Origin of the sequence: Kitasatospora sp. NPDC001309, assembly GCF_042896295.1 — a bacterium.
Classification (GTDB): Bacteria; Actinomycetota; Actinomycetes; order Streptomycetales; family Streptomycetaceae; genus Kitasatospora.
Genome location: NZ_JBIAXC010000054.1, coordinates 1 through 22460, shown reverse-complemented (window position 1 = coordinate 22460; position 22460 = coordinate 1). Strand labels below are relative to the sequence as shown.

General features: G+C 74.9%; 21 protein-coding genes. 12 read left to right on the top strand and 9 right to left on the bottom strand.

All coding sequences use genetic code 11. The features are described 5' to 3' along the window. Window positions 1-150 precede the first annotated feature (150 nt). Window positions 151-777, bottom strand: a complete 627-nt coding sequence (locus ACFY2K_RS36770) for a TetR/AcrR family transcriptional regulator (RefSeq protein ID WP_380404707.1) — start codon at window positions 775-777, stop codon at window positions 151-153. 149 nt (window positions 778-926) lie between these two features. On the opposite strand from ACFY2K_RS36770, the gene ACFY2K_RS36765 reads away from it, so the two are divergent. The 3 genes from ACFY2K_RS36765 to ACFY2K_RS36755 are packed head-to-tail and all read left to right on the top strand — an operon-like array spanning window position 927 to window position 3477. After that, on the top strand, window positions 927-1685 hold the full coding sequence (locus ACFY2K_RS36765; protein ID WP_375896364.1) for an SDR family oxidoreductase: 759 nt from the start codon (window positions 927-929) through the stop codon (window positions 1683-1685). Next, window positions 1682-2497, top strand: coding sequence for an SDR family oxidoreductase (locus ACFY2K_RS36760; RefSeq protein ID WP_375896363.1), 816 nt, complete (start codon window positions 1682-1684; stop codon window positions 2495-2497). The genes ACFY2K_RS36765 and ACFY2K_RS36760 overlap by 4 nt, the downstream gene beginning before the upstream one ends. Next, window positions 2494-3477 (top strand): NADPH:quinone oxidoreductase family protein, encoded by a 984-nt coding sequence (locus ACFY2K_RS36755; RefSeq protein ID WP_387717031.1) that lies wholly within the window; start codon window positions 2494-2496, stop codon window positions 3475-3477. Before ACFY2K_RS36760 ends, ACFY2K_RS36755 begins: the two co-directional genes overlap by 4 nt. A 45-nt stretch (window positions 3478-3522) precedes the next feature. Here the strand turns inward: ACFY2K_RS36755 and ACFY2K_RS36750 are convergent, their stop codons facing one another. Next, window positions 3523-4167, bottom strand: coding sequence for a MerR family transcriptional regulator (locus tag ACFY2K_RS36750; protein WP_387717029.1), 645 nt, complete (start codon window positions 4165-4167; stop codon window positions 3523-3525). Window positions 4168-4287: 120 nt separating this feature from the next. On the opposite strand from ACFY2K_RS36750, the gene ACFY2K_RS36745 reads away from it, so the two are divergent. Then, window positions 4288-4713 carry a DUF3291 domain-containing protein gene (locus ACFY2K_RS36745; RefSeq protein WP_387717027.1) on the top strand — a complete coding sequence of 142 codons (426 nt, stop codon included), beginning with the start codon at window positions 4288-4290 and terminating at the stop codon, window positions 4711-4713. Here the strand turns inward: ACFY2K_RS36745 and ACFY2K_RS36740 are convergent. Further along, window positions 4697-5518, bottom strand: a complete 822-nt coding sequence (locus tag ACFY2K_RS36740; RefSeq protein WP_380592233.1) for an NAD(P)H-binding protein — start codon at window positions 5516-5518, stop codon at window positions 4697-4699. The two genes, ACFY2K_RS36745 and ACFY2K_RS36740, sit on opposite strands and share 17 nt — an antisense overlap. Before the next feature lie 79 nt (window positions 5519-5597). Between ACFY2K_RS36740 and ACFY2K_RS36735 the strand changes: the two genes are divergently transcribed. Next, a complete protein-coding gene (locus ACFY2K_RS36735) occupies window positions 5598-6011 on the top strand; it encodes a winged helix-turn-helix transcriptional regulator (RefSeq protein WP_380524354.1) in 414 nt (137 codons plus the stop codon). Window positions 6012-6026: 15 nt separating this feature from the next. On the opposite strand, the gene ACFY2K_RS36730 is transcribed toward ACFY2K_RS36735, so the two are convergent. After that, a complete protein-coding gene (locus ACFY2K_RS36730) occupies window positions 6027-7316 on the bottom strand; it encodes an alpha/beta hydrolase family protein (protein WP_380642411.1) in 1290 nt (429 codons plus the stop codon). Window positions 7317-7614: 298 nt separating this feature from the next. Between ACFY2K_RS36730 and ACFY2K_RS36725 the strand changes: the two genes are divergently transcribed. Continuing rightward, window positions 7615-10344 carry an AAA family ATPase gene (locus tag ACFY2K_RS36725; RefSeq protein ID WP_387717024.1) on the top strand — a complete coding sequence of 910 codons (2730 nt, stop codon included), beginning with the start codon at window positions 7615-7617 and terminating at the stop codon, window positions 10342-10344. 87 nt (window positions 10345-10431) lie between these two features. Here the strand turns inward: ACFY2K_RS36725 and ACFY2K_RS36720 are convergent, their stop codons facing one another. Beyond that, complete coding sequence (locus ACFY2K_RS36720) at window positions 10432-11643, bottom strand: acyl-CoA dehydrogenase family protein (RefSeq protein ID WP_380524360.1); 1212 nt, start codon at window positions 11641-11643, stop codon at window positions 10432-10434. A 5-nt stretch (window positions 11644-11648) separates the two neighbouring features. Next, a complete protein-coding gene (locus ACFY2K_RS36715) occupies window positions 11649-12677 on the bottom strand; it encodes a phosphotransferase family protein (protein WP_387717022.1) in 1029 nt (342 codons plus the stop codon). Between the two features lie 343 nt (window positions 12678-13020). On the opposite strand from ACFY2K_RS36715, the gene ACFY2K_RS36710 reads away from it, so the two are divergent. The 3 genes from ACFY2K_RS36710 (at window position 13021) to ACFY2K_RS36700 (ending at window position 15730) form a co-directional block, all read left to right on the top strand. Then, a complete protein-coding gene (locus ACFY2K_RS36710; protein ID WP_380524363.1) occupies window positions 13021-13272 on the top strand; it encodes a hypothetical protein in 252 nt (83 codons plus the stop codon). 98 nt (window positions 13273-13370) lie between these two features. Continuing rightward, window positions 13371-14321 carry a trypsin-like serine peptidase gene (locus tag ACFY2K_RS36705; RefSeq protein WP_387717020.1) on the top strand — a complete coding sequence of 317 codons (951 nt, stop codon included), beginning with the start codon at window positions 13371-13373 and terminating at the stop codon, window positions 14319-14321. A gap of 146 nt (window positions 14322-14467) precedes the next feature. Continuing rightward, entirely contained in the window at window positions 14468-15730 is a 1263-nt protein-coding gene (locus ACFY2K_RS36700) for a hypothetical protein (RefSeq protein WP_380592225.1), read from the top strand. 7 nt (window positions 15731-15737) lie between these two features. Here ACFY2K_RS36700 and ACFY2K_RS36695 read toward each other — a convergent pair whose 3' ends face one another. Then, complete coding sequence (locus ACFY2K_RS36695; RefSeq protein WP_380592224.1) at window positions 15738-16109, bottom strand: hypothetical protein; 372 nt, start codon at window positions 16107-16109, stop codon at window positions 15738-15740. Window positions 16110-16198: 89 nt separating this feature from the next. Between ACFY2K_RS36695 and sigJ the strand changes: the two genes are divergently transcribed. After that, complete coding sequence (gene sigJ / locus ACFY2K_RS36690; RefSeq protein ID WP_387717018.1) at window positions 16199-17125, top strand: RNA polymerase sigma factor SigJ; 927 nt, start codon at window positions 16199-16201, stop codon at window positions 17123-17125. 52 nt (window positions 17126-17177) lie between these two features. Here the strand turns inward: sigJ and ACFY2K_RS36685 are convergent, their stop codons facing one another. Beyond that, window positions 17178-19184: a transglycosylase domain-containing protein gene (locus tag ACFY2K_RS36685; protein ID WP_387717016.1), complete on the bottom strand. Its 2007-nt coding sequence runs from the start codon at window positions 19182-19184 to the stop codon at window positions 17178-17180. Window positions 19185-19363: 179 nt separating this feature from the next. Here ACFY2K_RS36685 and ACFY2K_RS36680 point away from each other — a divergent pair, with 179 nt between their 5' ends. Both ACFY2K_RS36680 and ACFY2K_RS36675 read left to right on the top strand, forming a co-directional pair. Further along, window positions 19364-20473, top strand: a complete 1110-nt coding sequence (locus tag ACFY2K_RS36680; RefSeq protein WP_375896326.1) for a hypothetical protein — start codon at window positions 19364-19366, stop codon at window positions 20471-20473. Window positions 20474-20712: 239 nt separating this feature from the next. Beyond that, complete coding sequence (locus ACFY2K_RS36675; RefSeq protein ID WP_387717013.1) at window positions 20713-21219, top strand: GNAT family N-acetyltransferase; 507 nt, start codon at window positions 20713-20715, stop codon at window positions 21217-21219. Window positions 21220-21284: 65 nt separating this feature from the next. Here the strand turns inward: ACFY2K_RS36675 and ACFY2K_RS36670 are convergent, their stop codons facing one another. Then, window positions 21285-22184, bottom strand: coding sequence for a Gfo/Idh/MocA family protein (locus ACFY2K_RS36670; RefSeq protein ID WP_380595416.1), 900 nt, complete (start codon window positions 22182-22184; stop codon window positions 21285-21287). Between the last annotated feature and the right edge of the window lie 276 nt (window positions 22185-22460).

Sequence of the window (22460 nt, the reverse complement as noted above, 5' to 3'; positions counted from 1 at the left end):
GCCCGACAGCAGGGCGCCCGCCACGACCGGCCGTGGCGGGCGCCTTGGCGTTGGCGTTGTACGCCTACGAGGCACACGTACTCCGTATACGATTCTGCTCGCCGTCCGGAGCCCGGTCAAGCCCGTGCCCCCGTCGGGCCCGTGCCCCGGTCAGACCCGGGCGCCGAGCATCCGCAGCACCAACTCGCCGTAGCGGCGGCCGAGTTCCTCCGGCGTGCCGGAGGAGCGCTCGGTGTACCAGCGGGAGACGTCGATGCCCAGCGAGGTGACCGCGCGGGCCGCCGTACGCACCTCCGAGACCTCGAACTCCCCGGCCGCCACACCCGCTTCGATCAGCGCGCTGACCTCGCGCTCGATGTCCAGGCGCAGCGCCGCGACCTGGGCGTAGGCGTCCTCGGGCAGGGCGTGCAGCTCGTAGTTGACCACCCGGCCGACCGTCCGGGCCCGGGCGTGCCAGGCGGTGAACTGCTCGACCACGCGCCGCATCCGCTCGGCCGGGCCGCCCTCCCCGGCCGCCGCCTCCCGGACCAGGGTGAGGGTGGCGGCGTGGCCGGCCCGGCTGATCTCGGCGAGCAGGGCGGCCTTGGACTGGTAGTGGATGTACAGCGCGGCGGGGCTCATGCCCGCCGCGGTGGCGATGTCCCGGGTGGTGGTGGCGTGGAAGCCGCGCTCCGCGAACGACTCGACGGCCGCCTGGAGCAGCCGGTACGCCGCCTCGGGGCGGGTGTCGGCGCCCGGCATGGTCGGCCAGAGGTCGGCGATGGGCGTGCTGGTCATGGCGCCATCCTCCCAGAGAAGTCGTACAGGCATTCCCGCCGGCCGCTCCGGTGCGGCCCGGCGGACTGTTGACAGGCTCTCGCACCGACAGCATGCTGAGCAAGCGCTTAGTCAGCACTCCAGAGCAGACCGGAAAGGCAGGACCCTCCGTGGTGCACTCCTTCAAGGGCCGGGTGGCCGTCGTGACCGGATCGAGCCGGGGCATCGGCCTCGGCATCGCCCGCGAACTGGTCGACCGCGGCGCCAAGGTCTGCCTGACCGCCCGCAACCCCGAGCCGCTCGCCGAGGCCGTCCGCGACCTGGGCGGCCCGGACAACGCGATCGCGGTCGCCGGCAAGGCCGACGACCCGGCCCACCAGGAGGAGGCGGTCGCCCGCACCCTGGAGGCCTTCGGACGGCTCGACCACCTGGTCAACAACACCGGCATCAACCCGATCTACGGGCCGGTCCTGGAGACCGACCCCGACGCGGCCGCCAAGATCTTCGCCGTCAACGTGCTCGGCCCGCTGGCCTGGACCCGCCGGGCCCACGCCGCCTGGATGGGCGAGCACGGCGGCTCGGTGGTCAACGTCGCCTCGGTCGCCGGCATCCGCGCCTCGCTCGGGATCGGCATGTACGGCATCAGCAAGGCCGCGCTGATCCGGCTCACCACCGAACTCGGCGCCGAGCTGGGCCCGCAGGGCATCCGGGTCAACGCCGTGGCCCCCGCCGTGGTGAAGACCAAGTTCGCCGAGGCGCTGTACGAGGGCCGGGAGGAGAAGGTCGTCAAGGCCTACCCGCTGGGCCGGCTCGGCGTCCCCGAGGACGTCGCGGGCGCGGTCGCCTTCCTGCTCTCCCCGGAGTCCGGCTGGATCACCGGCCAGACCCTGGTGGTGGACGGCGGAGTCACCCTCGGCGGTGGGCTGTGAGCGGCGCCCCCGCCGGACCGGCCGGGCCGAGCGGCGACCTGACCGGCCAGGGCGTCGTGGTGACCGGCGCCGGCCGGGGCATCGGCGCCGCGCTCGCCCGGGCCTTCGCCGCGGCCGGCGCCCGGGTGGTGGTCAACGACCTGGACGCCGACGCCGCCCGCACGGTCGCGAAGGAGTGCGGCGGCACCGCCCTCCCCGGGGACGCCGCCTCCGCCGAGGGCCTCGCCGCCCTGGTCGGGCGGGCCCGCGCGGAGCTCGGCGAGATCGACGTGTGGTGCGCCAACGCGGGCGTCGCCCCGATCGGCGGCGCCGACGCCCCCGCCGAGGCCTGGACGAGCGCCTGGGAGGTCAACGTCCTGGCCCACGTACGAGCGGCCGACCTGCTGCTCCCCCGCTGGCTGGAGCGCGGCCAGGGCCGCTTCCTGGCCACCGTCTCGGCCGCCGGGCTGCTCACCATGCTCGGCTCGGCCCCGTACGCGGTCAGCAAGCACGGCGCGCTCGCCTTCGCCGAGTGGCTCTCCGCCACCTACCGCCACCGCGGCGTCCGGGTGCACGCGCTCTGCCCCCAGGGGGTGCGCACCGACATGCTGGCCTCCACCGGCGCGGTCGGCGAGGCGCTGCTGGTGCCGACCGCCCTGGACCCGGCGGAGGTCGCCGAGGCGGCCCTGGCGGCACTGCGGGAGGAGCGGTTCCTGATCCTGCCGCACCCCGAGGTCGCCGAGTACTACCGCGTCCGGGCCACCGAACCGGACCGCTGGATCGCCGGGGTGAACCGGCTCCAGCAGGGGCTGGAGAAGGGCGGGGCGCTGTGAGGGCCTGGCAGGTCACCGAACTCGGCGAGCCGGCCGCGGTGCTGCGGCTCACCGAGGACGCCGCCCGGCCGGTGCCGGGCCCGGGGCAGCTGCTGGTCAAGGTCCGGGCGGCGGCGGTGAACTTCCCGGACGCGCTGATGGTGCGCGGGCACTACCAGGTCCGCCCGCCGCTGCCGTTCACCCCGGGTGTGGAGCTGTGCGGCGAGGTCGCGGACGGCGCCCGGCGCGGCGAGCGGCTGATCGGCAACCCGGTGCTGCCGCACGGCGCCTTCGCCGAGTACGCACTGCTGGACGCCGCGGCCGCGTTCCCGGCGCCCGAGTCGCTGGACGACGCCGAGGCGGCGGCGCTGCACATCGGCCACCAGACCGCCTGGTTCGCCCTGCACCGCCGGGCCCGGCTGCGGGCCGGGGAGACCCTGCTGGTGCACGCGGCGGCCGGCGGGGTCGGCAGTGCGGCCGTCCAGCTCGGCCGGGCCGCCGGGGCCCGGGTGGTCGCCGTGGTCGGCGGCCCGGCCAAGGCCGAGGCGGCCCGGGCGCTCGGCGCCGACCTGGTGGTGGACCGGACGGCCGACGGCCCGGCCGGGGACTTCGTCGCCGCCGTCAAGGAGTTCACCGGCGGGCGCGGCGCGGACGTGGTCTTCGACCCGGTCGGCGGCGAGGCCTACACCGGCTCCACCCGGTGCGTGGCCTTCGAGGGCCGGATCGTGGTGGTGGGCTTCGCCGCCGGGCAGATCCCGGCCCCGGCGCTGAACCACGCCCTGGTGAAGAACTACACGATCCTCGGCCTGCACTGGGGCCTGTACAACACCCACGACCCGCGGGCCGTGCGCGCCGCCCACGACGCGCTGACCGAGCTCGCCGAGCAGGGCGTGGTCCGGCCGCTGGTCAGCGCCCGGGTCCCGCTGGCGGAGGCCGCGGCGGCCGTCCAGCTGGTCGCCGACGGGCGCAGCACCGGGCGGATCGCCGTCCTGGGCGAGTAGCCCGACGGACGGCTGCACCGACGGACGCCTGCACCGGCGAACGGCTCAACCGCCGCGCCGGGCGGACTCGTTCTCCTGGGCCAGCCGCCGCAGCGCGAGCAGCGCCGGCTCCAGGAGGACGGTCCGCAGCAGGGCCCGCTCGGCCTGTTCGAGCGGGTCGGCGTCCGGGTCGAGCTGGTCGAGGTCGAGGACGGCGGTCCGCTCGGCCAGTTCGGCGTAGCCGCGCAGGGTGGCGGGGTCGAGTGCGGCGCCGAGCGAGCGCAGGGTCTCCAGGGTCTCGCCGAGCGCGGCCCGGGCAGGGGCGTACTCGGAGACCTCCCAGCCGAGGGCGCCGATCAGCGCGTCCACCTCGGCGGCGCCGGGCGCCGGTTCAGGCGCCGGTCCGGGCGCCGGTCCGGGCGCTGGGGCGTCCTCGTCCACCGGCCGCGCCCCGAGCACCAGGCCGAGCACCTGGTGCCGCTCCCCCGCGTGCTCGGCCACCGCGCCGAGCACCTCCCGGGTGGCGCTGACGCTCAGCCCCCGCACCCCGATCAGCGCGCGCACCAGGCGCAGCCGCCGCAGGTGGCTCTCGTCGTACTCGGCCTGGGTGGCGGCGGTGGCCCGGCCGGGCGGCAGCAGGCCCTCGCGCAGGTAGTACTTGATGGTCGCGGTCGGGACCGCGCTGCGGCGGCTCAGTTCGGAGATGCGCACGGCGGACACCTCGGGCTTTCCTCTGGTCGGGCTTTCCCCTGGCATTTGGATACCAGCACTGTCTAATATAGATAGTGCCACTACCCAATGTGGCGCCCTCGCCGAGGAGAAGAGTCAGCCGTGCCCACGCTGCCCTGGATCACCCCGAATCCGCCCGCCCCCGACACCCGGGCGGTCGTCATGGCCTCCCGCTTCGAGGTCCACTCACTCGCCGACGTCCCGCGGTTCTTCCTCCGCTCGCTCGCCGTCTGGCGCCAACTCCGCAACACCCCGGGCGCGTTGGGCGCCTCGCTGATCGCCCGGCCGCTCCGGCGGACCTTCTGGACGCTCTCCGCCTGGGAGAGCGGCGAAGCCCTGACCGCCTTCGCCGCCGCCGAACCCCACCGCAGCACCATGACCGGACTTCGCTCCACCATGCGGGAGTCCACCTTCACGTTCTGGGACACCCCGGTCGGGCGGCTGCCGATCGCGTGGCCGGACGCCCACGCCCGGATCGACGCCCAGCGCGCCGCCGACCGGGGCCCGGGGACTAGCGTCCCGCGATGACCTCCAGCGCCGGGCGCGGCGGGCGGCCCAGCAGCGCCGCCAGGTCGCCCGGCCCGCCCGGCCCGGCCAGGAAGCCGTGCGCGATCGCCGAGTAGGTGCCCACCGTCATCGGCACCTGGAAGTCGTGCAGCGCGTCCGAGGCCGCCAGCGCCGTCCGGGCCTGCGCGAGCCCGCCCGGACGGTACTCGGCGCCCAGCACCCCGGCCACCTCCGCACCGCCCACCGCCCGCTCCCCGACCAGCTCGTACGTCCGCCCCGCGTGCCCGGCGGGCGCCAGCGCCACCTTCGCCGCCGCCTCGGCCAGGTCCGCCCGCGCCACGGCCGCCAGCCGCCCCGCCCCCAGCGGCGCGGTGATCACCCCGTCGGGGCCGGGCGCGGCGATCGCGGCCAGCAGCTCCGCGTAGAGGCCGTTGCGCAGCACCGTCCAGCGCAGCGTGCCGGACTCGCGCAGCCGGCGCTCCGTCCAGCGGTGCGCCAGCGCGTACGGCAGGTGGTCGCCGTCGCCGGAGAGGCTGGTGTAGACGACGTGCTCGACGCCCGCCCGCTCCGCCGCCCCGATCGCCGCGCCGTGCCGGGCGATCACCACGTCGTCCTCCGCGGCGCCCGCCGAGATCAGCAGCAGGGTCCGGACCCCCGCGAAGGCCTCGGCGAGGGTCTCCGGCCGGTCGAAGTCCACCAGCCGGACGGGCACCTCGGCCTCCACCGCGCCGGGCGTCCGGCTCCCGGCGACGACGTCCTCGCGCGCGCCGAGCCGCTCCAGCACGAGGGTGCCGAGACCTCCGTTGACACCGGTGACGAGCAGCATGGTTCTCCTCCTGATGGCCGATCCTCGGGGACGGGACCATCCTCGGTAGCCTGGGCGTCCGGCGTAAGGAGGCACTTCCATGTCCGTAGGGCACAGCGCGGTAACCACCCCCCGCCCGGTCGTCTGGTGCGAGGACGACGTCGACTGCGGGATCCGCGACCTGCTGACCCGGCTCGGCGACAAGTGGTCCGTCCTCGCCGTGGTCGAACTCGCCGGGGGCGTACGGCGGTTCCGCGAGCTGCAGCGCGCCCTGCCGGGGATCTCGCAGCGGATGCTGACCCTGACGGTGCGCCGGCTGGAACGCGACGGGCTGGTCACCCGGACCGTCCACCCGACCGTCCCGCCCCAGGTGGAGTACGAGCTGACGGAGCTCGGCCACAGCCTGACCCACCTGGTGCGGGCGATGGCGGACTGGTCCTACGCCCACCACGACGCCATGCTCGCCTCGCGGCAGCGCTGGGACGAGGCCAATCCCGGCTCGGAGATCCGCTGAGGGGTCCGCCGTCGGCTACCGCTCGTACGTCAGCTCCGGGAAGCGGTCCGAGGGGCCGTCCAGCAGGTGGTCGTCGTGGCCGCGCAGCCAGCGGTCGAAGAAGGACGCCACGCAGGAGCGGGTGGCGAGCTCGGCACGGTCGGGGCGGACGTCGCCGACGTCCGCGGCCAGCACCTCCGGGGTGACGGCGCCCTGGCGGGCGAGCAGCGGGAGCAGGGACTGGGCGTCGGTGTAGGAGCCGTGCCGGGAGCCCTCCAGGGTGAGGTCGGCGTGCCAGCCGGTGCTGTGCTGCCACAGGGCGTCCCAGCCGGGCTGCCGGTGGTAGCTCCCGGAGTCGGACTCCCGGGTGCCCATCAGCAGGAACGGGCGGTCCAGGCCGTCCTCGACGAAGTCGGGCAGGAAGACACCGGTGCGGCCGTCGGGGCCGGGGAAGTGCAGCTGGCCGTCCAGGTTGACCGCGGCGGCGATCCGCGGGTCGTCGTGCATGGCCTGGAGGGCGGTGAAGCCGCCCGCCGAGTGGCCGACCATGCCGATCCGGTCCAGGTCCAGCGAGGCGCCGACGCCGGCCGGCAGGCCCGGGGCGCGGCGCAGCCCGGAGAGTTCGTCCAGCACGAAGCGGGTGTCCGCCACCCGGGCGGCCAGGGACTTGCGCAGCACGGCGCCGACGTCCAGGCCGGGCTGTCGGAGCATGGCGGGGAACACCGAGGTGGCCAGCTCCCCGTCGGGGAAGGCGACTTCGGAGGCCTCGTAGGTGTGGTCGACGGTGACGACCACGTAGCCGCGCGAGGCGAGGTCCTCCACCAGGGCCGTCCCCCAGGTGCGCGGGTCGCCCAGCCCGGGCGAGTACAGCACCACCGGGCGGGGGCCGCCGGGCCGGGCCGGGGCGTCCCGGCGGGCGTGGGTGAGGATCCCCGACCAGTCCGTACTGCCGGGCCGCACGTGGTAGTTGAGGTCACCGACGCCGCTGTCGCCGCCGAAGTGCGCCCCGGCCGCGGGCTCCATGTAGCGGGCCCGCTCCCCACCGGTGGCCGGGCGGGCGGTCGGGTACCAGAGGCTGACCATCACCTCACGCGCCCGGCCCGGCTTCCAGGGGTCCTCCCGCCCGGCGTCGGTCAGCCGCAGCGAGGTCGTCCCGATCGGGTACGGCCCGGTCGGCCGCGGCAGCCAGGCCGTGGCCTGCCGCGCGGCCCCGCCGTCCACCGCCGGCGCCGCCACCGCGCCCACCGCGCCCGGCGCACCCGTCACCCCGAGCGTCGCCGACGCCGCCAACAGCACCGCCGCCACGGCCCGTCCCCGCCTGCCCATGCCAGCCTCCTCGTCCGGTTCGGTCACGGAGCAGACGCTACGGGCGGGGCGCGCCGGGGCCGTCGTACCGGGGAGCCAAGTCCCCCCGACTACTCCGGTATGACACCCTTACGGGCCAGGCGGGTACGCCCCGGGCCAGGCGGGCCCAGGGCCCTGCCGGTCCACCGTCCACCCGGCCGGTCCGGGTCCGTCATACTGGACCTGACCAGGGCGTTCGCGGCCGGGCGGAGCAGGTTCTCCGCCGCCGGACCGGCCCCGGCGCACGGGTGGGTGAGTGGTCCTCGGGAGGGAAGCAGCTGTGGCGGATTCCGGCACGCCCGAAGCCGGGTGCCCGCTGATCGGGCGCGACCGCGACCTGCGGCTGCTCCGCGAGCGGCTGCGCCTGGGCAGCGGCGGCGGCGCGCTGCTGCTCTCCGGGGAGGCCGGGGTCGGCAAGAGCGCCGTGCTGGACGCGCTGGCCGCCGCCGCGCCCGCCGACGGCGCCCGGGTGCTCCGGGCCTCCGGCGTCGAGTTCGAGGCCCACTGCGGCTACTCGGTCCTCAACCAGCTGTTCTTCCCGCACCTCGCCGCCCTGGAGCGGCTCGACACCCCGCTGCGGGCCGCCCTGCGGGTGGCACTCGGCTTCGACACCGGTCCGGCCCCGGAGCACCTGCTGGTGTCCAACGCGGTGCTGCGGTTCCTCCAGGCCGTGGCCGACGGGCGGCCGCTGCTCCTGCTCGTCGACGACCTGCACTGGGTCGACCCGGCCAGCACCGCGGTGTTCGGCTCGGTCGCCCGCCGGGCCCCCGGCCTGGACATCGCCTTCCTGGCCGCGGCCCGCCCCGGCGAGCTCGGCCCCCGGGACGCCGACGCCCTACCCGCCCACGACCTGCCGCCGCTGGCCGAGGAGGCCGCCGGCCGCCTGCTCGGCAGCCGCTTCCCCGACCTCTCCCGCAGCGCGCACCGCAGGGTGCTGGCCGAGGCGGGCGGCAACCCGCTGGCCCTGCTGGAACTGCCGACCGCCCTGCCGCCGGACCCGGTGGACTGCCCGGCCGTACCGCCCGTCCCCGTGACGCCGATCGCCGTCTCGTCCCTCGGCAACCGGCTGGAGCGGCTGTTCGGCGCCCGGGTGGCCGGCCTGCCCGCCCCCTCCCGCCGGCTGCTGCTGCTCGCCGCGCTGGAGGGCACCGGCGACCTCGGCGTCCTGCGGGCCGCCGCCCGCCGGGCCGCGGAGGAGCTCGGCACGGGCTCCGGCCCGGGCCAGAGCCCGGCACACGGACCGGAACACGGCCCGGGCGACGGCCAGGGCGACGGCCAGGACCCGGAACACGGCCAGGACCCGGAGCACCGCCGGGACGACCTCGCGCCGCTGGAGCAGGAGCGGCTGGTGCACGTCGAGGAGGGCGGCCGCCGGCTGGCCTTCCGCCACCCGCTGATCCGCTCCGCCGTGGTCGGGCAGGCCCCGAGCAGCGCCCGGCGCGCCGCCCACGCGGCCCTGGCCGCCGCCCTGGCCGGCCGGCCCGAGCGCCGGGCCTGGCACCTGGGCGAGGCCACCCTCGAACCGGACGAGGAGGTCGCCGCGCTCCTCGCCCACGCCGCCGGGCTCAGCCTGCGCCGCGGCGACGCCTCCGGCGCCATGCGCACCCTGGTCCGCTCGGCCGAGCTCACCCCCGACGGTCCGCAGCGCGGCCGCCGCCTCGCCGAGGCCGCCTACCTCGGGGCCGAGTCCACCGGCGCCCTCACCAGCGCCCGCCGACTCCTCGACCACGCCCGGCAGGCCGCCCCGGTCGGCGACGGCTCGCTGCACTCCGCCACCGCCGCCGCCCTGCTGCTCCTCAACGGCGACGGCGACGTTCCCGCGGCGCACCGCCTGCTCACCTCCGCCATCGAGTCCGCGGCCGCCGCCCACGGCCACCGGGCCGAGGACAAGGCGCTGGTCGACGCCCTGCACGTCCTGGCGGTGCTCTGCTTCTTCGGCGCCGACGAGGCCCTGTGGCAGTCCTACTACCGGGCCGTGGAGCGCCTCACCCCCGGCCCGCCGGCCTTCCTGGCCGTCCTCGGCCGCACCTTCTCCGACCCCGCCCGCACCGGCGCCGCCGCCCACGGCCCGCTCGACGCGCTCACCCTCGCCCTGGCCGCCGCCCCGGCCGGCGAGGCCGACCCGGTCCTCACCACCCGGGTCGGCACCGGGGCGCTCTACCTCGACCGGCTCGGCGAGGTCCGCACCCCCGCCTGGCAGGTGGTCCGCGCCGGGCGCGAGGGCGGCCCGGCCCGGCGCTACATCTCCGCCCTCATCCACCTCTGCCTGGACGACTACCTCACCGGCGCCTGGGACGAGGCGCTCGACCTCGCCCGGGAGGGCCTCGGCGCCTGCCGGGAGCACGGCTACGACGCCTTCGCCTGGTACTTCCAGTACATCGAGGCGATCGTCCTGGGCGCCCGCGGCCACACCGCGGAGAGCCTCGCCACGGCCGGCACCGTGATCGACTGGGCCACCCGCCACCGCGCGCCCTGCGCCGCCCACTACGCCCACCACGCCGCCGCCGTGGCGGCCCTCGGCGACGGGGACCACGCGCTCGCCCACCGGCACGCCGTCGCGGTCAGCCCGGCCGGCACCCTCGCCTCGCACGCCCCGCACGCCCTCTGGATGGCAGCCCACCTGGTCGAGGCCGCCGTCCGCGGCGACCGCCGCGAGGAGGCCGCCGCCCACGTCCGCGCGATGCGCGAGAACGGCATCGCCGCCGTCTCGTCCCGGCACGCCCTGCTGGTCGAGGCCTCCGCCGCGCTGTGCACCGAGGACGACGAGGAGGCACTGCGGCTGTTCGCCCTCGCGCTGGACACCCCCGGCGCCGAGCGCTGGCGCTTCGACCACGCCCGGGTCCAACTGGCCCAGGGCGAACGGCTGCGCCGGACGGGGGCGTCCGCCGGCGCCCGGGCACCGCTGCGCGCCGCCCTCGCGAGCTTCGAGGCCCTCGGCGCCACCCCGTGGGCGGACCGCGCCAGGGCCGAACTGCGCGCGGCGGACCGGCCCGGCCAGCTGAGCATCTGACCGCCTGGCCACGGGCCGACCGCGCCCGTCGCGCCTGCCGCCTGCCGCCTGCCGCCTGCCGGGGCCGTCCCCCGGCAGGCGAGGTGCTCAGCGGTACTGCTTGAGTTCCCGCCGGGCCAGGGAGCGCTTGTGCACCTCGTCCGGCCCGTCCGCGAGGCGCAGGGTGCGGTTGCCGGCCCAGAGTTGGGCGAGCGGGGTGTCCTGGCTGACACCGGCGGCACCGTGGGTCTGGACGGCCTTGTCGAGGATCCACTCGACCGTGCGCGGGGTGGCGATCTTGATGGCCTGGATCTCGGTGTGCGCACCGCGGTTGCCGACGGTGTCCATCAGCCAGGCCGTCTTGAGCACCAGCAGCCGCAACTGCTCGATCCGGACCCGGGATTCGGCGATCCAGTCCTGCACCACGCCCTGCTCGGCGAGCGGCCGGCCGAAGGCCACCCGCTCGCTCGCCCGGCGGCACATCAGCTCCAGCGCGCGCTCGGCGATGCCGATGGCCCGCATGCAGTGGTGGATCCGGCCCGGGCCGAGCCGGGCCTGGGCGATGGCGAAGCCGCTGCCCTCCTCGTCGATCAGGTTCTCGACGGGCACCCGGACGTCCTCGAACAGCACCTCGGCGTGGCCGCCGTGGTCGGCGTCGTCGTAGCCGAAGACCGTCATGCCGCGCTTGACGGTGAGGCCGGGGGTGTCGCGCGGCACCAGCACCATGCTCTGCTGGCGGTGCGGGGCGGCGTCCGGGTTGGTCTTGCCCATCACGATGAACAGCTTGCAGTCCGGGTTCATCGCGCCGGTGATGTACCACTTGCGGCCGTTGACCACGTACTGGTCGCCGTCGCGCTCGATCCGGGTGGCGATGTTGGTGGCGTCCGAGGAGGCCACCTCGGGCTCGGTCATCGCGAACGCGGAGCGGATCGCGCCGTCCAGCAGCGGCCGCAGCCAGCGCTCCTGCTGCTCGGCGCTGCCGAACTGGGCGAGGAGTTCCATGTTGCCGGTGTCGGGGGCCGCGCAGTTGAGGGCCGGCGGGGCCAGCTGGATGCTGCGGCCGGTGATCTCGGCGAGCGGGGCGTACTGGAGATTGGTGAGACCGGCGCCGTGCTCGCCGGGGATGAACAGGTTCCACAGGCCCTGCTTGCGGGCCTCCGTCTGGAGGTCGGCGACGACGGGCGGGACGCTCCAGGGGGTGCGGTCCGGGTCGGCGAGCTGCTGGGCGAGGGTGCTCTCGGCCGGGTACACGTGCTCGGCCAGGAAAGCGAGGAGTTGCTCGCGGAGTACGTTCGTCCGGGCGTCGTAGGCGAAGTCCATGGCTGTCAGCTCTCCTTGAGGGTGGTCAGTCCGTGCCGGGCGAGGATCGGGGCCATCTCGCCCGCGCGCTCGAAACCTGCGCCCAGGGTGCGGCCCTGCTGGAAGCGGTAGTGGATGCCCTCGGCGATGACGGCCAGCTTGAAGGAGGCGAAGGCCACGTACCAGTCCAGATCGGTTGCCTGACGGCCGGTCAACTCGGCGTAGTAGGAGACGATTTCCTCGGCCTTGGGGAAGCCGGGGGCGGTCATGGCGTCGGGGATGATGCCGCCGCCGATGCCGGCGATCTCGGTGTACATCACAAGGAGGCCGATGTCGGTGAGCGGGTCGCCGAGAGTCGACATCTCCCAGTCGAGGACGGCGGTGATGGCGTCGGTGTCGTCGACCAGGACGTTGTCGAGCCGGTAGTCGCCGTGCACCAGTGCGGGCGCGGGCGAGACGGGGCGCCGTTCGGCGAGCAGGGTGTGCAGCCGGTCGAGGTCGGGGAGGTCGCGGGAGCGGGACTTCTCCAACTGGGTCGACCAGCGGCGCAGTTGGCGCTCCAGGTAGCCCTCGGGCCGGCCGAAGTCGTCGAGGCCGACGTCGGCGGGATCGATCCGGTGCAGGGCGGCGAGGGTCTCGACGAGGCGGCGGCCGAGGGCGCGGACGCGGTCCTCCCCGAGGGCGGCGAGGGTCTTGCGGTCCCGGTGGGCGAGGCCGTCGACGTACTCCATCAGGTACCAGGGGGCGCCGAGCACGTCGGTGCCGTGGTCGATCAGCAGCATGCGGGGGACGGGGACATCGGTGTCCCGGAGGGCGGACATCACCCGGTGCTCACGGCCCATGTCGTGCGCGGTGGCGAGGACGTGCCCGAGCGGGGGGCGCCGGAGGACCCAGCGGCCGGTGCCGTCCGTGAGCACGTAGGTGAGGTTCGAGCGGCCCCCCTCGACCAGCTCGGCCCGCAACGGCCCCCGGACGAGGCCGGGCAGCTCGGTGTCCAGACGGGTGCGCAGCCGCACCAGATCCAGACCGGGCAGGTCAGCGGGGCTCTCGACCATCGGGCGGCTCCTCAGGACGGCGGATCATTGACTAAGCGCTTGCTTAGCATTCAACCGGAGGATGCCCCCTGTCAATGCCGTGAGCCCCCGGACCGACCGATCCGGGGGCTCGCGGGAGGGAAGGAGGGGGTCGGATCCCGCCAATGCATCACCAGGGGGCTGAGCATCCGCTCCAAGGTCCGGATCGACTTCCGATGATGGACGGCGACACGGCACCATGGCTACAGCAAGTGATGCATCGATCGCTATGCGCTACAACGGAGACAGCCATGCCCCCCAACACCCCCTGCACCCCCGTGCGCGGCTTCCAGGCCGCCGGCTTCACCCAGGCGGCGACCGGCCGATGAGCGACCGCTACGCCATCCTCCCCGCCGACTCCCCGCGCGGTACCCACTACCAGGCCTGGGTCATCCGGGACCGCGCGACCACCGAATGCGTCAAGGCCCTCCCCCCGGCCGACGAGCCGCTCCGCTTCTACTCGTACGCGCAGGCGCAGGCCTGGGTCCGGACCAACACTCCCACCACCTTCGAGGTCCGCCTGATCGACTCCTCCGGCCCCGAGGACGCCAAGGCCTTCCGACGCACCATCGGCTGATCGGCCGACAGTGAGGGTGAGTCGGCCCCGATCGTGGGCACCCACAACTGCGGGTGCCCGCATCGAAGCCCCCCTCATCCAGCCGGAAGGGACCACCCATGGCGTCCAGGTTCACCACAGCCATCGCCGTCGCCCTCCTCTCCACCGCCACCCTCGCCCCGACCGCCACCGCCACCGCCACCGCCACCGCCGCGACCCCACCCACCACCAGCACCGCCGCACAGCTCAGCGCCTACTGGACCCCCGCCCGGATGGCCGCCGCGCTCCCCCTCGACACCAAGGCCGCCCGGCCCACCGCCGACGGCCCCCGCCCCGGCGAGTACATCCCCCCGAGCCGCAGCTTCGACGGCATCCCCCAGGCCGGCGCCTTCTTCTGGACCGACGCCACCGGCACCGGCCGCACCTGCAGCGGAGCCGTCGTCCACAGCCCCGGCCGCGACCTGGCCCTGAGCGCGGGCCACTGCCTCAAGGGCTACGCGGGCGGCTCCCCCACGCGGCACCTGGCGTTCGTCCCGCAGTACCACGACGGGCTCACGCCCCTGGGCGTCTTCCCGGTCCGGGCGAACGGCGTCCACGTCGCACAGGAGTACTACGACCGGGGCGAACACGCGGGCGCCGCCTACGACTTCGGCTTCGCCGTCACCGAGCCCAACCAGGCGGGTGACGCACTGGAGGACGTCGCGGGCTCGGTGCAGCTGCTCACCGGCACCGGGTACGCCCACGCCCCGGTCCGGATGATCGGCTACCCGGGCGGCGCCCCGAAACCCGTGGAGTGCTTCAGCCGGACCACCCGTTGGGCCAGCGACGACCCCGCCGACCCGGGCACCTTCGAGCGCATCGCCTGCGACGGCTTCACCGGCGGCACCTCCGGCGGCCCCATGCTGATCCCCTGGTTCGGCGGCTGGGCCGTGATCGGCCTCATCGGCGGCTACCACACCGGCGGCAACACCCCCCAGATCTCCTACAGCGCCCCCTTCGGCCCGGCCGTCCGAGCTCTGTACGAGGCCACCATCAGCGGCGCCCCTCCGGCCGGCGGCCCGGCGTCCTGAGCCGAGCCCAGCGCCCGACGGAGCCTCAGTCCGACCACCCGTCCGAAAATCCGTACGACCACCCGTGCAACGTTTCCGACGGCTCAGGTCATCGATCTAGGGAGAACCCTGTGTGATCGAAACTGTCGCCGAAGGAAAGGGAATCCGTGCGGACTGCTCGCGGTGCGGTCGTCCTGTTGGCCGTGGGGGTCGTCGCGTCCCTCACGCTCACCACGGGGGACTCCTTCTCCGAGAGCAGACCCAACGCCGCCGCCCCCGATCCCGACCCGGCGGCCCCGGAGGCGAGCGCCGCCGACACCCCGACGCCCACGCCCACCCCGACGCCGACGCCCACCTGGGACGGCCAGGTCCACGTGCTCGGGGACGGCTCCACCTCCTACACCGGCCCGCAGCCCAAGCAGCCGAAGCCGGAGAAGCTGAAACCGGGTGAGAAGCCGCCGCAGTTCGTCGTCTTCTCCTGGGACGGCGCCCTGGAGGGCGACGACCGCCTGTTCTCCCGCTTCCGCAAGCTGGGCGCGGACAACAACGCCCAGATGACGTACTTCCTGAGCGGCCTCTACACCCTGCCCAAGTCCAAGAAGTCGCTCTACCACCCGCCCCAGCACGACCCGGGCGCCGCCTCGATCGACTACGCGACCGACGCCCACATCAAGGACACCCTGGAGCAGCTGCGCCTCGCCTGGCTGGACGGCAACGAGATCGGCACCCACTTCAACGGGCACTTCTGCGGCTCCAAGGGCGGCGACGACTGGAGCACCGAGGAGTGGAAGAGCGAGCTCGACCAGGCGGTCTCCTTCGTCACCAACTGGAAGACCAACACCGGCCTCAAGAACATGCCGCCGCTGCCCTTCGACTACACCAAGGAGCTGGTCGGCGGCCGTGCCCCCTGCCTCCAGGGGCAGAAGAACCTCCTCCCGGCCGAGAAGGCCGCCGGCTTCCGTTACGACGCCAGCTCTCCGGGCGAGTTCCAGGTCTGGCCGGTCAAGAAGGGCGGCATCTGGAACTTCCCGCTCCAGATGCTGCCCTTCCCGGCCAAGTCCTCCCAGGGCCTCTCGATGGACTACAACTTCCTGGCCGGCCAGTCCGGGGACACCACCAAGGGCGACCCGAAGAAGTACGCCGACTGGGAGAAGGAGGCCCGGGACAGCTACCTGGCCGGCTTCAACCGGGTCTACAACGGCAGCCGCGCCCCGCTGTTCATCGGCAACCACTTCGAGGACTGGAACGGCGGCATCTACATGGACGCCGTCGAGGACGTGGTGAAGAACGTCTGCCACCAGGACGGCGTCCGCTGCGTCTCCTTCCGCCAGGTCGCCGACTGGCTGGACGCCCAGGACCCGAAGGTCCTCGACAGGCTCCGCCAACTCGACCCCGGCCAACCGGGCGACTGGTCCCGCCTGGTGAAGTGACCGGCGCTCAGCCCGTACGACGGGCCAGCGCCAGCAGGCTCAGCCCGAACATCAGCACCCCCAGCGGGAGATGGACCGCCGGGACGTGCGCGATGCCGAGCACGACCTGCACCGAGGCGAGCGCCAGGAAGCCGGCCGCCTCCCCCACCGGTCGCACCGGCCCGCCGCCCGGCTTCCAGGCCAGCACCGCCGCCAGCAGGTAGAGCATCGACGCCCCGTACATCACCCGGGCGCCGACGCCGTGCAGCGTCTCCCCGTAGGAGGTGGTCAGCAGCAGTCCGGCGGAGACGGCCTGGAGCAGGACGGTCAGGGTCTGCAGGGCGATCGCGGCCCGCAGGAACGGGAACCGGTGCGTCGCGGTGGTCGTCGGGGTGGCCATGTCGTGGTCCTCTTCTCCGCCCGGGGGCAGTGGATCGGTAGGGTCTCACCGATCCGACGACGCAGGCCCGTGAAAGGTAAGGCGAGCGCATGACGGCAGCGGGGGCGGACACCGACGCGACCTTCGGCGAGCGGCACCGACTGCTCAACGTCGCCTACCGGCTGCTCGGCTCGCTGACCGAGGCCGAGGACGCCGTGCAGGAGGCGTACGCGCGCTGGTACGCCCTGCCGCCCGGCCGGCGGCGGGAGGTACGGGCCCCCGGCGCCTGGCTCACCACCGTCACCGGCCGGATCTGCCTGGACCTCCTGGGCTCGGCCCGGGCCCGGCGCGAGCGCTACGTCGGCGCCTGGCTGCCCGAACCGCTGCCGGGACCGCTGTCGGCAGGGCTGCCGGCAGGGCTGTCGGAACCGCTGTCGGACCGGGCCGGGAGCGCCGATCTCGCCGACCTGATCGTCCTGGACGAGTCGGTGGCGATGGCCTTCCTGGTCGTCCTGGAGTCGATGACCCCGGCCGAGCGGGTGGCCTTCGTCCTGCACGACGTCTTCCGCTACTCCTTCGCCGAGATCGCCGCCGTCCTCGACCGCACCCCGGCGGCCTGCAAGCAGCTGGCCTCCTCCGCCCGCCGCCGGGTCGGTGCCGCCCCGGCCCCGGCGACGCCGACCGCGCGGGCCGACACCGTACGGCGGGTCAAGGAGGCCTGGCAGAGCCGGGACATCGCGGCCCTGGTCGCCGTCCTGGACCCGGCCGCCGTGATGACCGCCGACGGCGGCGGCCTGGTCGGCACCGTGCTGCGCCCGGTGGCGGGCGGCGCGCTGATCGCCCAGTACATGCTGGCCGTCGCCGACCGGGCCCCGGGCATGGAACTGCTGGAGTGCCCGGTCAACGGCGCGCCGGGCCTGGTGGCCCGGCGCGACGGCGTCGTGCTGACGGTGGCCGCGTTCGACGTCGCGGACGGCCGGGTGACCGGGATCTGGGTGGTCCGCAACCCGGAGAAGCTCCGCCCGTGGGCCCGCTGAACGACAGCGGCCACCGCCACGACTACGGCCACCGCCACGGCTACGGCTACGGCTACTGCCCGGCGGTCTTCATGAACGCCGTCCAGATCCGCCCCGGCAGGTCCGAGTCCGGGGTGTCCGGAGCGGCTCCGCCGACCCCCTCCAGGGACTGCAGCTTCATGTCCGTGAGGTCCGCCCGGAACACCGTGACCGCCGTCGACAGCTGCCCGTTGTAGCCGACGGTCCACCCCGCGGTGCGGTCCGGGGTGGTGCCGGGCTTCGCCGCCAGGCCGACGCCCGCCCCCGCCACCGCCTGGGCGCTGCCGCCGCGGACGGCGCCCTTGAGGGCGGTGTCCACGTCGGCCGCCACGGCCGCGGGCAGCGCCCGGGCGGCGGTGGGCAGCCGCAGGTCGACGGGCTTGCCGTTGCGGGTGACGCCCGACACGGAGTACGGGTCGGTGTGGCTGCCGCCGGACCCGAAGGCGGCGTAGGCGTCGGCGGCGCGGATCGCGCTCGGGGTGGAGTTGCCGACGCCGAAGGCGGGGACCAGCTCGCCCAGGCTCTCGGGGAGCAGGCCGAGGGCCGCCGCGGTCTGCTGCACCTTGTCGAGGCCGACGTCCATGCCGAGCTGCATCAGCGGCCCGTTGACGGACTGTTCGACCGCGCTGCGCAGGCTGACCCGGCCCCAGTTCCGCTTGCCGTCGTTGGCGGTCTTGACGATCTTCCCGTCCCGCCCCCAGTACGGCCCCTCCGGAGTCGTCACGTTGACGCCGTTGTCGCCGTCGTACGTCGTGCCGGGCGTCACCGGGGTCCGGCCGCCGTCGCGCCGGCGCTGCACGCCCTGGTCGAGTCCGGCCGCGTACACCAGCGGGGTGAAGGCCGAACCCATCGGCACGGTCGAGGTGTTGGCGTTGTTGAAGCCCTGCTTGCGGTAGTCGGGGCCGCCGTAGAGGGCGACGATCCGCCCGTCCAGGGCGACCGAGGCGGCGCCGACCTTGAGCAGCTTGTCGGCCTCCCGGTTGTCCGGGTCGAGGCCCTTGGTGGCCTCCTGCACGGCCGCGGCCAGGGCGTTGACCTTCGCCTTCTCGAAGGTGGTGCGGATCTGGTAGCCGCCGAGGTCGAACTGGGCCGGGGTGATGTCGCTGTGGCTCTCCACGAAGCCCCTGGACAGGTCGACCAGGTAGCCGATCTGGCCGGCGAGGCCGGCCCCCTTGGGCGGTGTCCGCGGCTCGGGGAACACCGTGTACCGGGCCCGCTCGGCGGCGGAGAGCCTGCCCCCGTCGACCATCCGGTCCAGGATCCAGGACCACCGCTCCACGGCCCGCTCGTGGTTCTCCGGGCTCACCGCCGGGTCGTACTGCCCGGCACCCTTCAACAGGGCGGCCAGGAAGGCCCCTTCGCTGGGGTCGAGCTGCGACACGTCCTTGCCGTAGTACGCGGCCGCGGCGCGCTCGATGCCGTAACTGCCGCGCCCGAACCAGCTGGTGTTCAGGTAGCCGGCCAGGATGTCCTGCTTGCTCATCCGACGGCCCAGCTTGACCGCGATGACCATCTCGCTGAGCTTGCGGGAGACGTCCTGGCGCTGGTTGAGGTAGATGTTCTTGACGTACTGCTGGGTGATGGTCGAGCCGCCCTGGGTGTCGCCGCCGGTGGCCATCTCGTAGACGGCGCGGCCGATGCCGCTGACCGAGACCCCCGGGTCCGAGTAGAAGGTCTCGTTCTCCGCGGAGAGCACCGCCCACCGGACCGACTCGGGCACCTGGCCCAGCGGCACCTCCTGCCGGTTGGTCTCGCCGATCCGGGCCATCTCGGTGCCGTCCGCCCAGTAGTAGACGTTGTTCTGCTGGGTGGCGAAGGCGTTCAGGTCCTCCGGGACGTGGGTGGTGACGTAGAACCAGCCCGCCAGGCCGCTCAGCACCGCCGTCCCGAGACCGGTCGTCAGGAGCAGCTGGCGCCAGGAGGGGAGCCAGCGCCGGACGCCGCGCCGACCGCGGCGCGGGTAGTCGATCCGCCGCAGCGGACGCCACCTCCGGCGGTCGCTCCGCTCCTCCTCGGCTTCCCCACCCTGCTGTGCGCGCATCCGGTCTCCGATCTCCTGGGGCGGCCCCCTCCACCCCGTCAGATGCCGAACCGGCCGTCCTTTGGGGGGCCGAGATCAGTGTGATCATGTTCATATCGGGCCGGGGGAACCGAACCGCACCCGGGCAATCCGGCCCGTCCGGCCCCGCGCCCCCGGCGGCCTACCGCCACAATGTCGCCATGAGGTTGATCCACACCCTGATCGGCGTGCTGCTGCTCCTGCTCGTCGTGGGCAGCATCCTGCGCACCCTGGTCGTCCCCCGCGGGCTCTACTCGGCCCTGGTGTTCCGGCTCTGGGCGCTGCTGCGCACCACCCTGCGGCTGTGGGCCACCCCCTTCGGCACCTACCGGGCGCAGGACCGCGCCCTGACCTGGCTCGCCCCGCTGGTGCTGCTCGGCATGCTCACGGTGTGGCTCAGCGGGATGCTGCTCGCCTACACCCTGCTGCTGCACGGCACCTCGGAACTCAGCTGGTCGATCTCCATCCGGGAGGCCGGCTCCAGCCTCTTCACCCTCGGCTACGCGAGCGGCGAACGCCTCCAGCTGTCCGCGATCGACTTCATGGCCGCCGCCAGCGGCCCGCTGGTGATCGCCCTGCAGATCGCCTACCTGCCCACCCTGTACGCGGCCTACCAGCGGCGCGAGACCGAGGTGACGCTGCTGCAGTCCCGGGCCGGCGAACCCGCCTGGGGCCCGGAGCTGCTCGCCCGGCAGTCCCTGGTCGACACCGAGACCGCGCTCCCCCAGCTCTACCGCGACTGGGAGCGGCTGGCCGCCGACATCGGCGAGAGCCACTCCAACTACCCGGTGCTGCTGGCCTTCCGCTCCCCCCAGCCCAACCGCAGCTGGGTGGTCGGGCTGATCGCGGTGATGGACGCCGCCGCCCTCCACCTCTCCCTCTGCCCGCGCTCCGCCCCGCCCGAGGCCCGGCTGGTGATCCGGGCCGGCTTCACCGCGATGCGCGACATCGGCCGGGCCCTGCGGATCGACTTCGACACCGACCCGGACCCGGACACCCCGATCCGCCTCGGCTACGCCGAGTACCTGGGCGCCGTCGCGATGATCACCGCGGCGGGCTTCCCGCGCGAGCGCCCGGTCGAGGACGCCTGGCGGCACTTCCGCGGCTGGCGGGTCAACTACGAGGCCCTGGCCTACGAACTGGCCCGCCGCGGCGACGCCGTCCCCGCCCTCTGGACCGGCCCGCGCGACTTCCGCGCCCCGGTCATCCCGCCGGCCCGCCCCACCGACCGCCGCCCGGAGTCCTCGGCGCCGGGCCTGCCGCCGGTCTGAGAAGAAATCCCCGGCGGCTCCGGAACGGGTCGGGTACACTCGAACGCAGTACGTGCCGATCAGGAGCAGAGAGTAGGGAGGTGGGGTTGATGACCGCGTCGAAGGCCGCCGTGCGCAGCGTCCGGGTCTCCCTCGCGTCCCGGGCCGCGGCCTGACCCTGCCCTGTCCTGCCCCGCCGGGAGCGTGAGCTCGCGGGGCATCACACGTACACCTTCCAGGAACGGAATCCCCGTACCAACATGCGCAACTGGAACACCCGCGCCGAGACCGGCGCCGACATCCCGACCGTTCACGCCGTCAACGCCGCCGCCTTCGACACCCCGGCCGAGGCCGACCTCGTCGACGCGCTGCGCGCCGATCCCGCCTGGCTCGACGGCCTGTCCGTGGTCTCCACCGACGCCGCCGGCACCGTGGTCGGCCACGCCCTGCTGACCCGCTGCCACATCGGCGACGTCCCGGCCCTGTGCCTGGCCCCGTGCGCCGTGCTCCCCGCGTACCAGCGGACCGGCGCCGGCTCGGCCGCCGTCCGGGCCGCCCTCGACGCGGCCCGGGAGCGGGGCGAGCGGTACGTCGTCCTCCTCGGGCACCCGGACTACTACCCCCGGTTCGGCTTCACCCGGGCCTCCACCCACGGCATCGGCCTGACCATCGACGTCCCGGACGAGGCCCTGATGGCCCTCGCCCTGGACGCCGACCACCCGCTGCCCGCCGGCACGGTCCGCTACGCGGCGCCGTTCGGCATCTGACGGAAGGGGGCGGTGGCGGGCACCTCGGTGCCCGTCACCGCCCCCTGAGCACAGTCGGACCGGCCTCAGACCGCGACCGGGCCGCCGGCGGCCAGCGACCGTTCGGCCGCCGCCAGCACCTCCACCACCCGCAGGCCGAAGTCGGCCCCGCAGGGGTGCACCTCGCCGGAGGCGGCGGAGGCCAGCAGGGCGTCCACCGCCCGGTGCAGGGCCACCGTCGGTCCCTCGCCGCGCTCGGGCAGCCGGGCCACCCCGTGCTCACCGCGCAGTTCCATCGCGACGCCGCCGCCCGCGCGCGGGGCGGTCAGGCTCAGCGCCAGCGTGCTGGAGGCTCCGCCGGCGTGCCGGAGCACCAGGTGGACGGTGTCCAGCGGCCCGGCGACGGCCGTGACCTCCGTCGCGTCGCCCAGCACCGGCAGCAGGACGGACAGCGCGTGCGGGCCGACGTCCCACAGCGCGCCCTTGTCCCTGCGCCACGGCGAGGCCGCGTACGGGCTGGTGCTGCCCGGCGCGAACACCGAGCCGAGCCAGTCCGAGCGGCCGGTGAACCAGCCGCCGAGCCCGGCCTGCCGCTCGATCCACGGGATCTGCTCGCCGCCGAAGCGGACGGTGAAGAAGACCACCGAGGCGAGGCGGTGGGTGCGCGCCGCCTCGGCCACCGCCCGGGCGTCCGGCACCGTGAACGCGACCGGCTTGTCCAGCAGCAGGTGGCAGCCGGCCTCGGCGGCCCGGACCGCGAGTCCGGCCTGGACGGACGGCGGCAGGGCGATGGAGACGGCGTCCACCTCGGCCAGCAGCCGGTCCAGGTCGCCGTACCCGGGCACGCCGTGCGCGGCGCCCAGCGCCTCGGCGGCCTCCGGGCGGCGGCCCCAGACGCCGGTGAACTCCAGCCCGGGGTGCTCGGCGAGCACGGGTGCGTGCACCCGCTCCGCCCAGGTGCCGGTGCCCAGCAGTCCGATCCGCACGTTGTCTCCGTTCCTCGGTGTGCCGCGGGCCGGGCGCGCGGCTGCCGCAGCCGGGCGCGTTCCCGCAGGTCAGCCCCGAGCGTATCGGGCAGGCCGGCTCCGCCCGCGGCGGAGCGGACACCGCGGCCGCTACGCACAGGAGCCGACCCCCCGGCGGGGCGCGGGGGGGGGGCGGGCCCGCCCCGCCCCCGGGGGGGGGGGCGGGGGGCGCGGCGGGGGGGGGGGGTGACTAGGCGGCCGGGGCCGGGGGCCACGAGGCGGCGGGGGCGGCCCCCG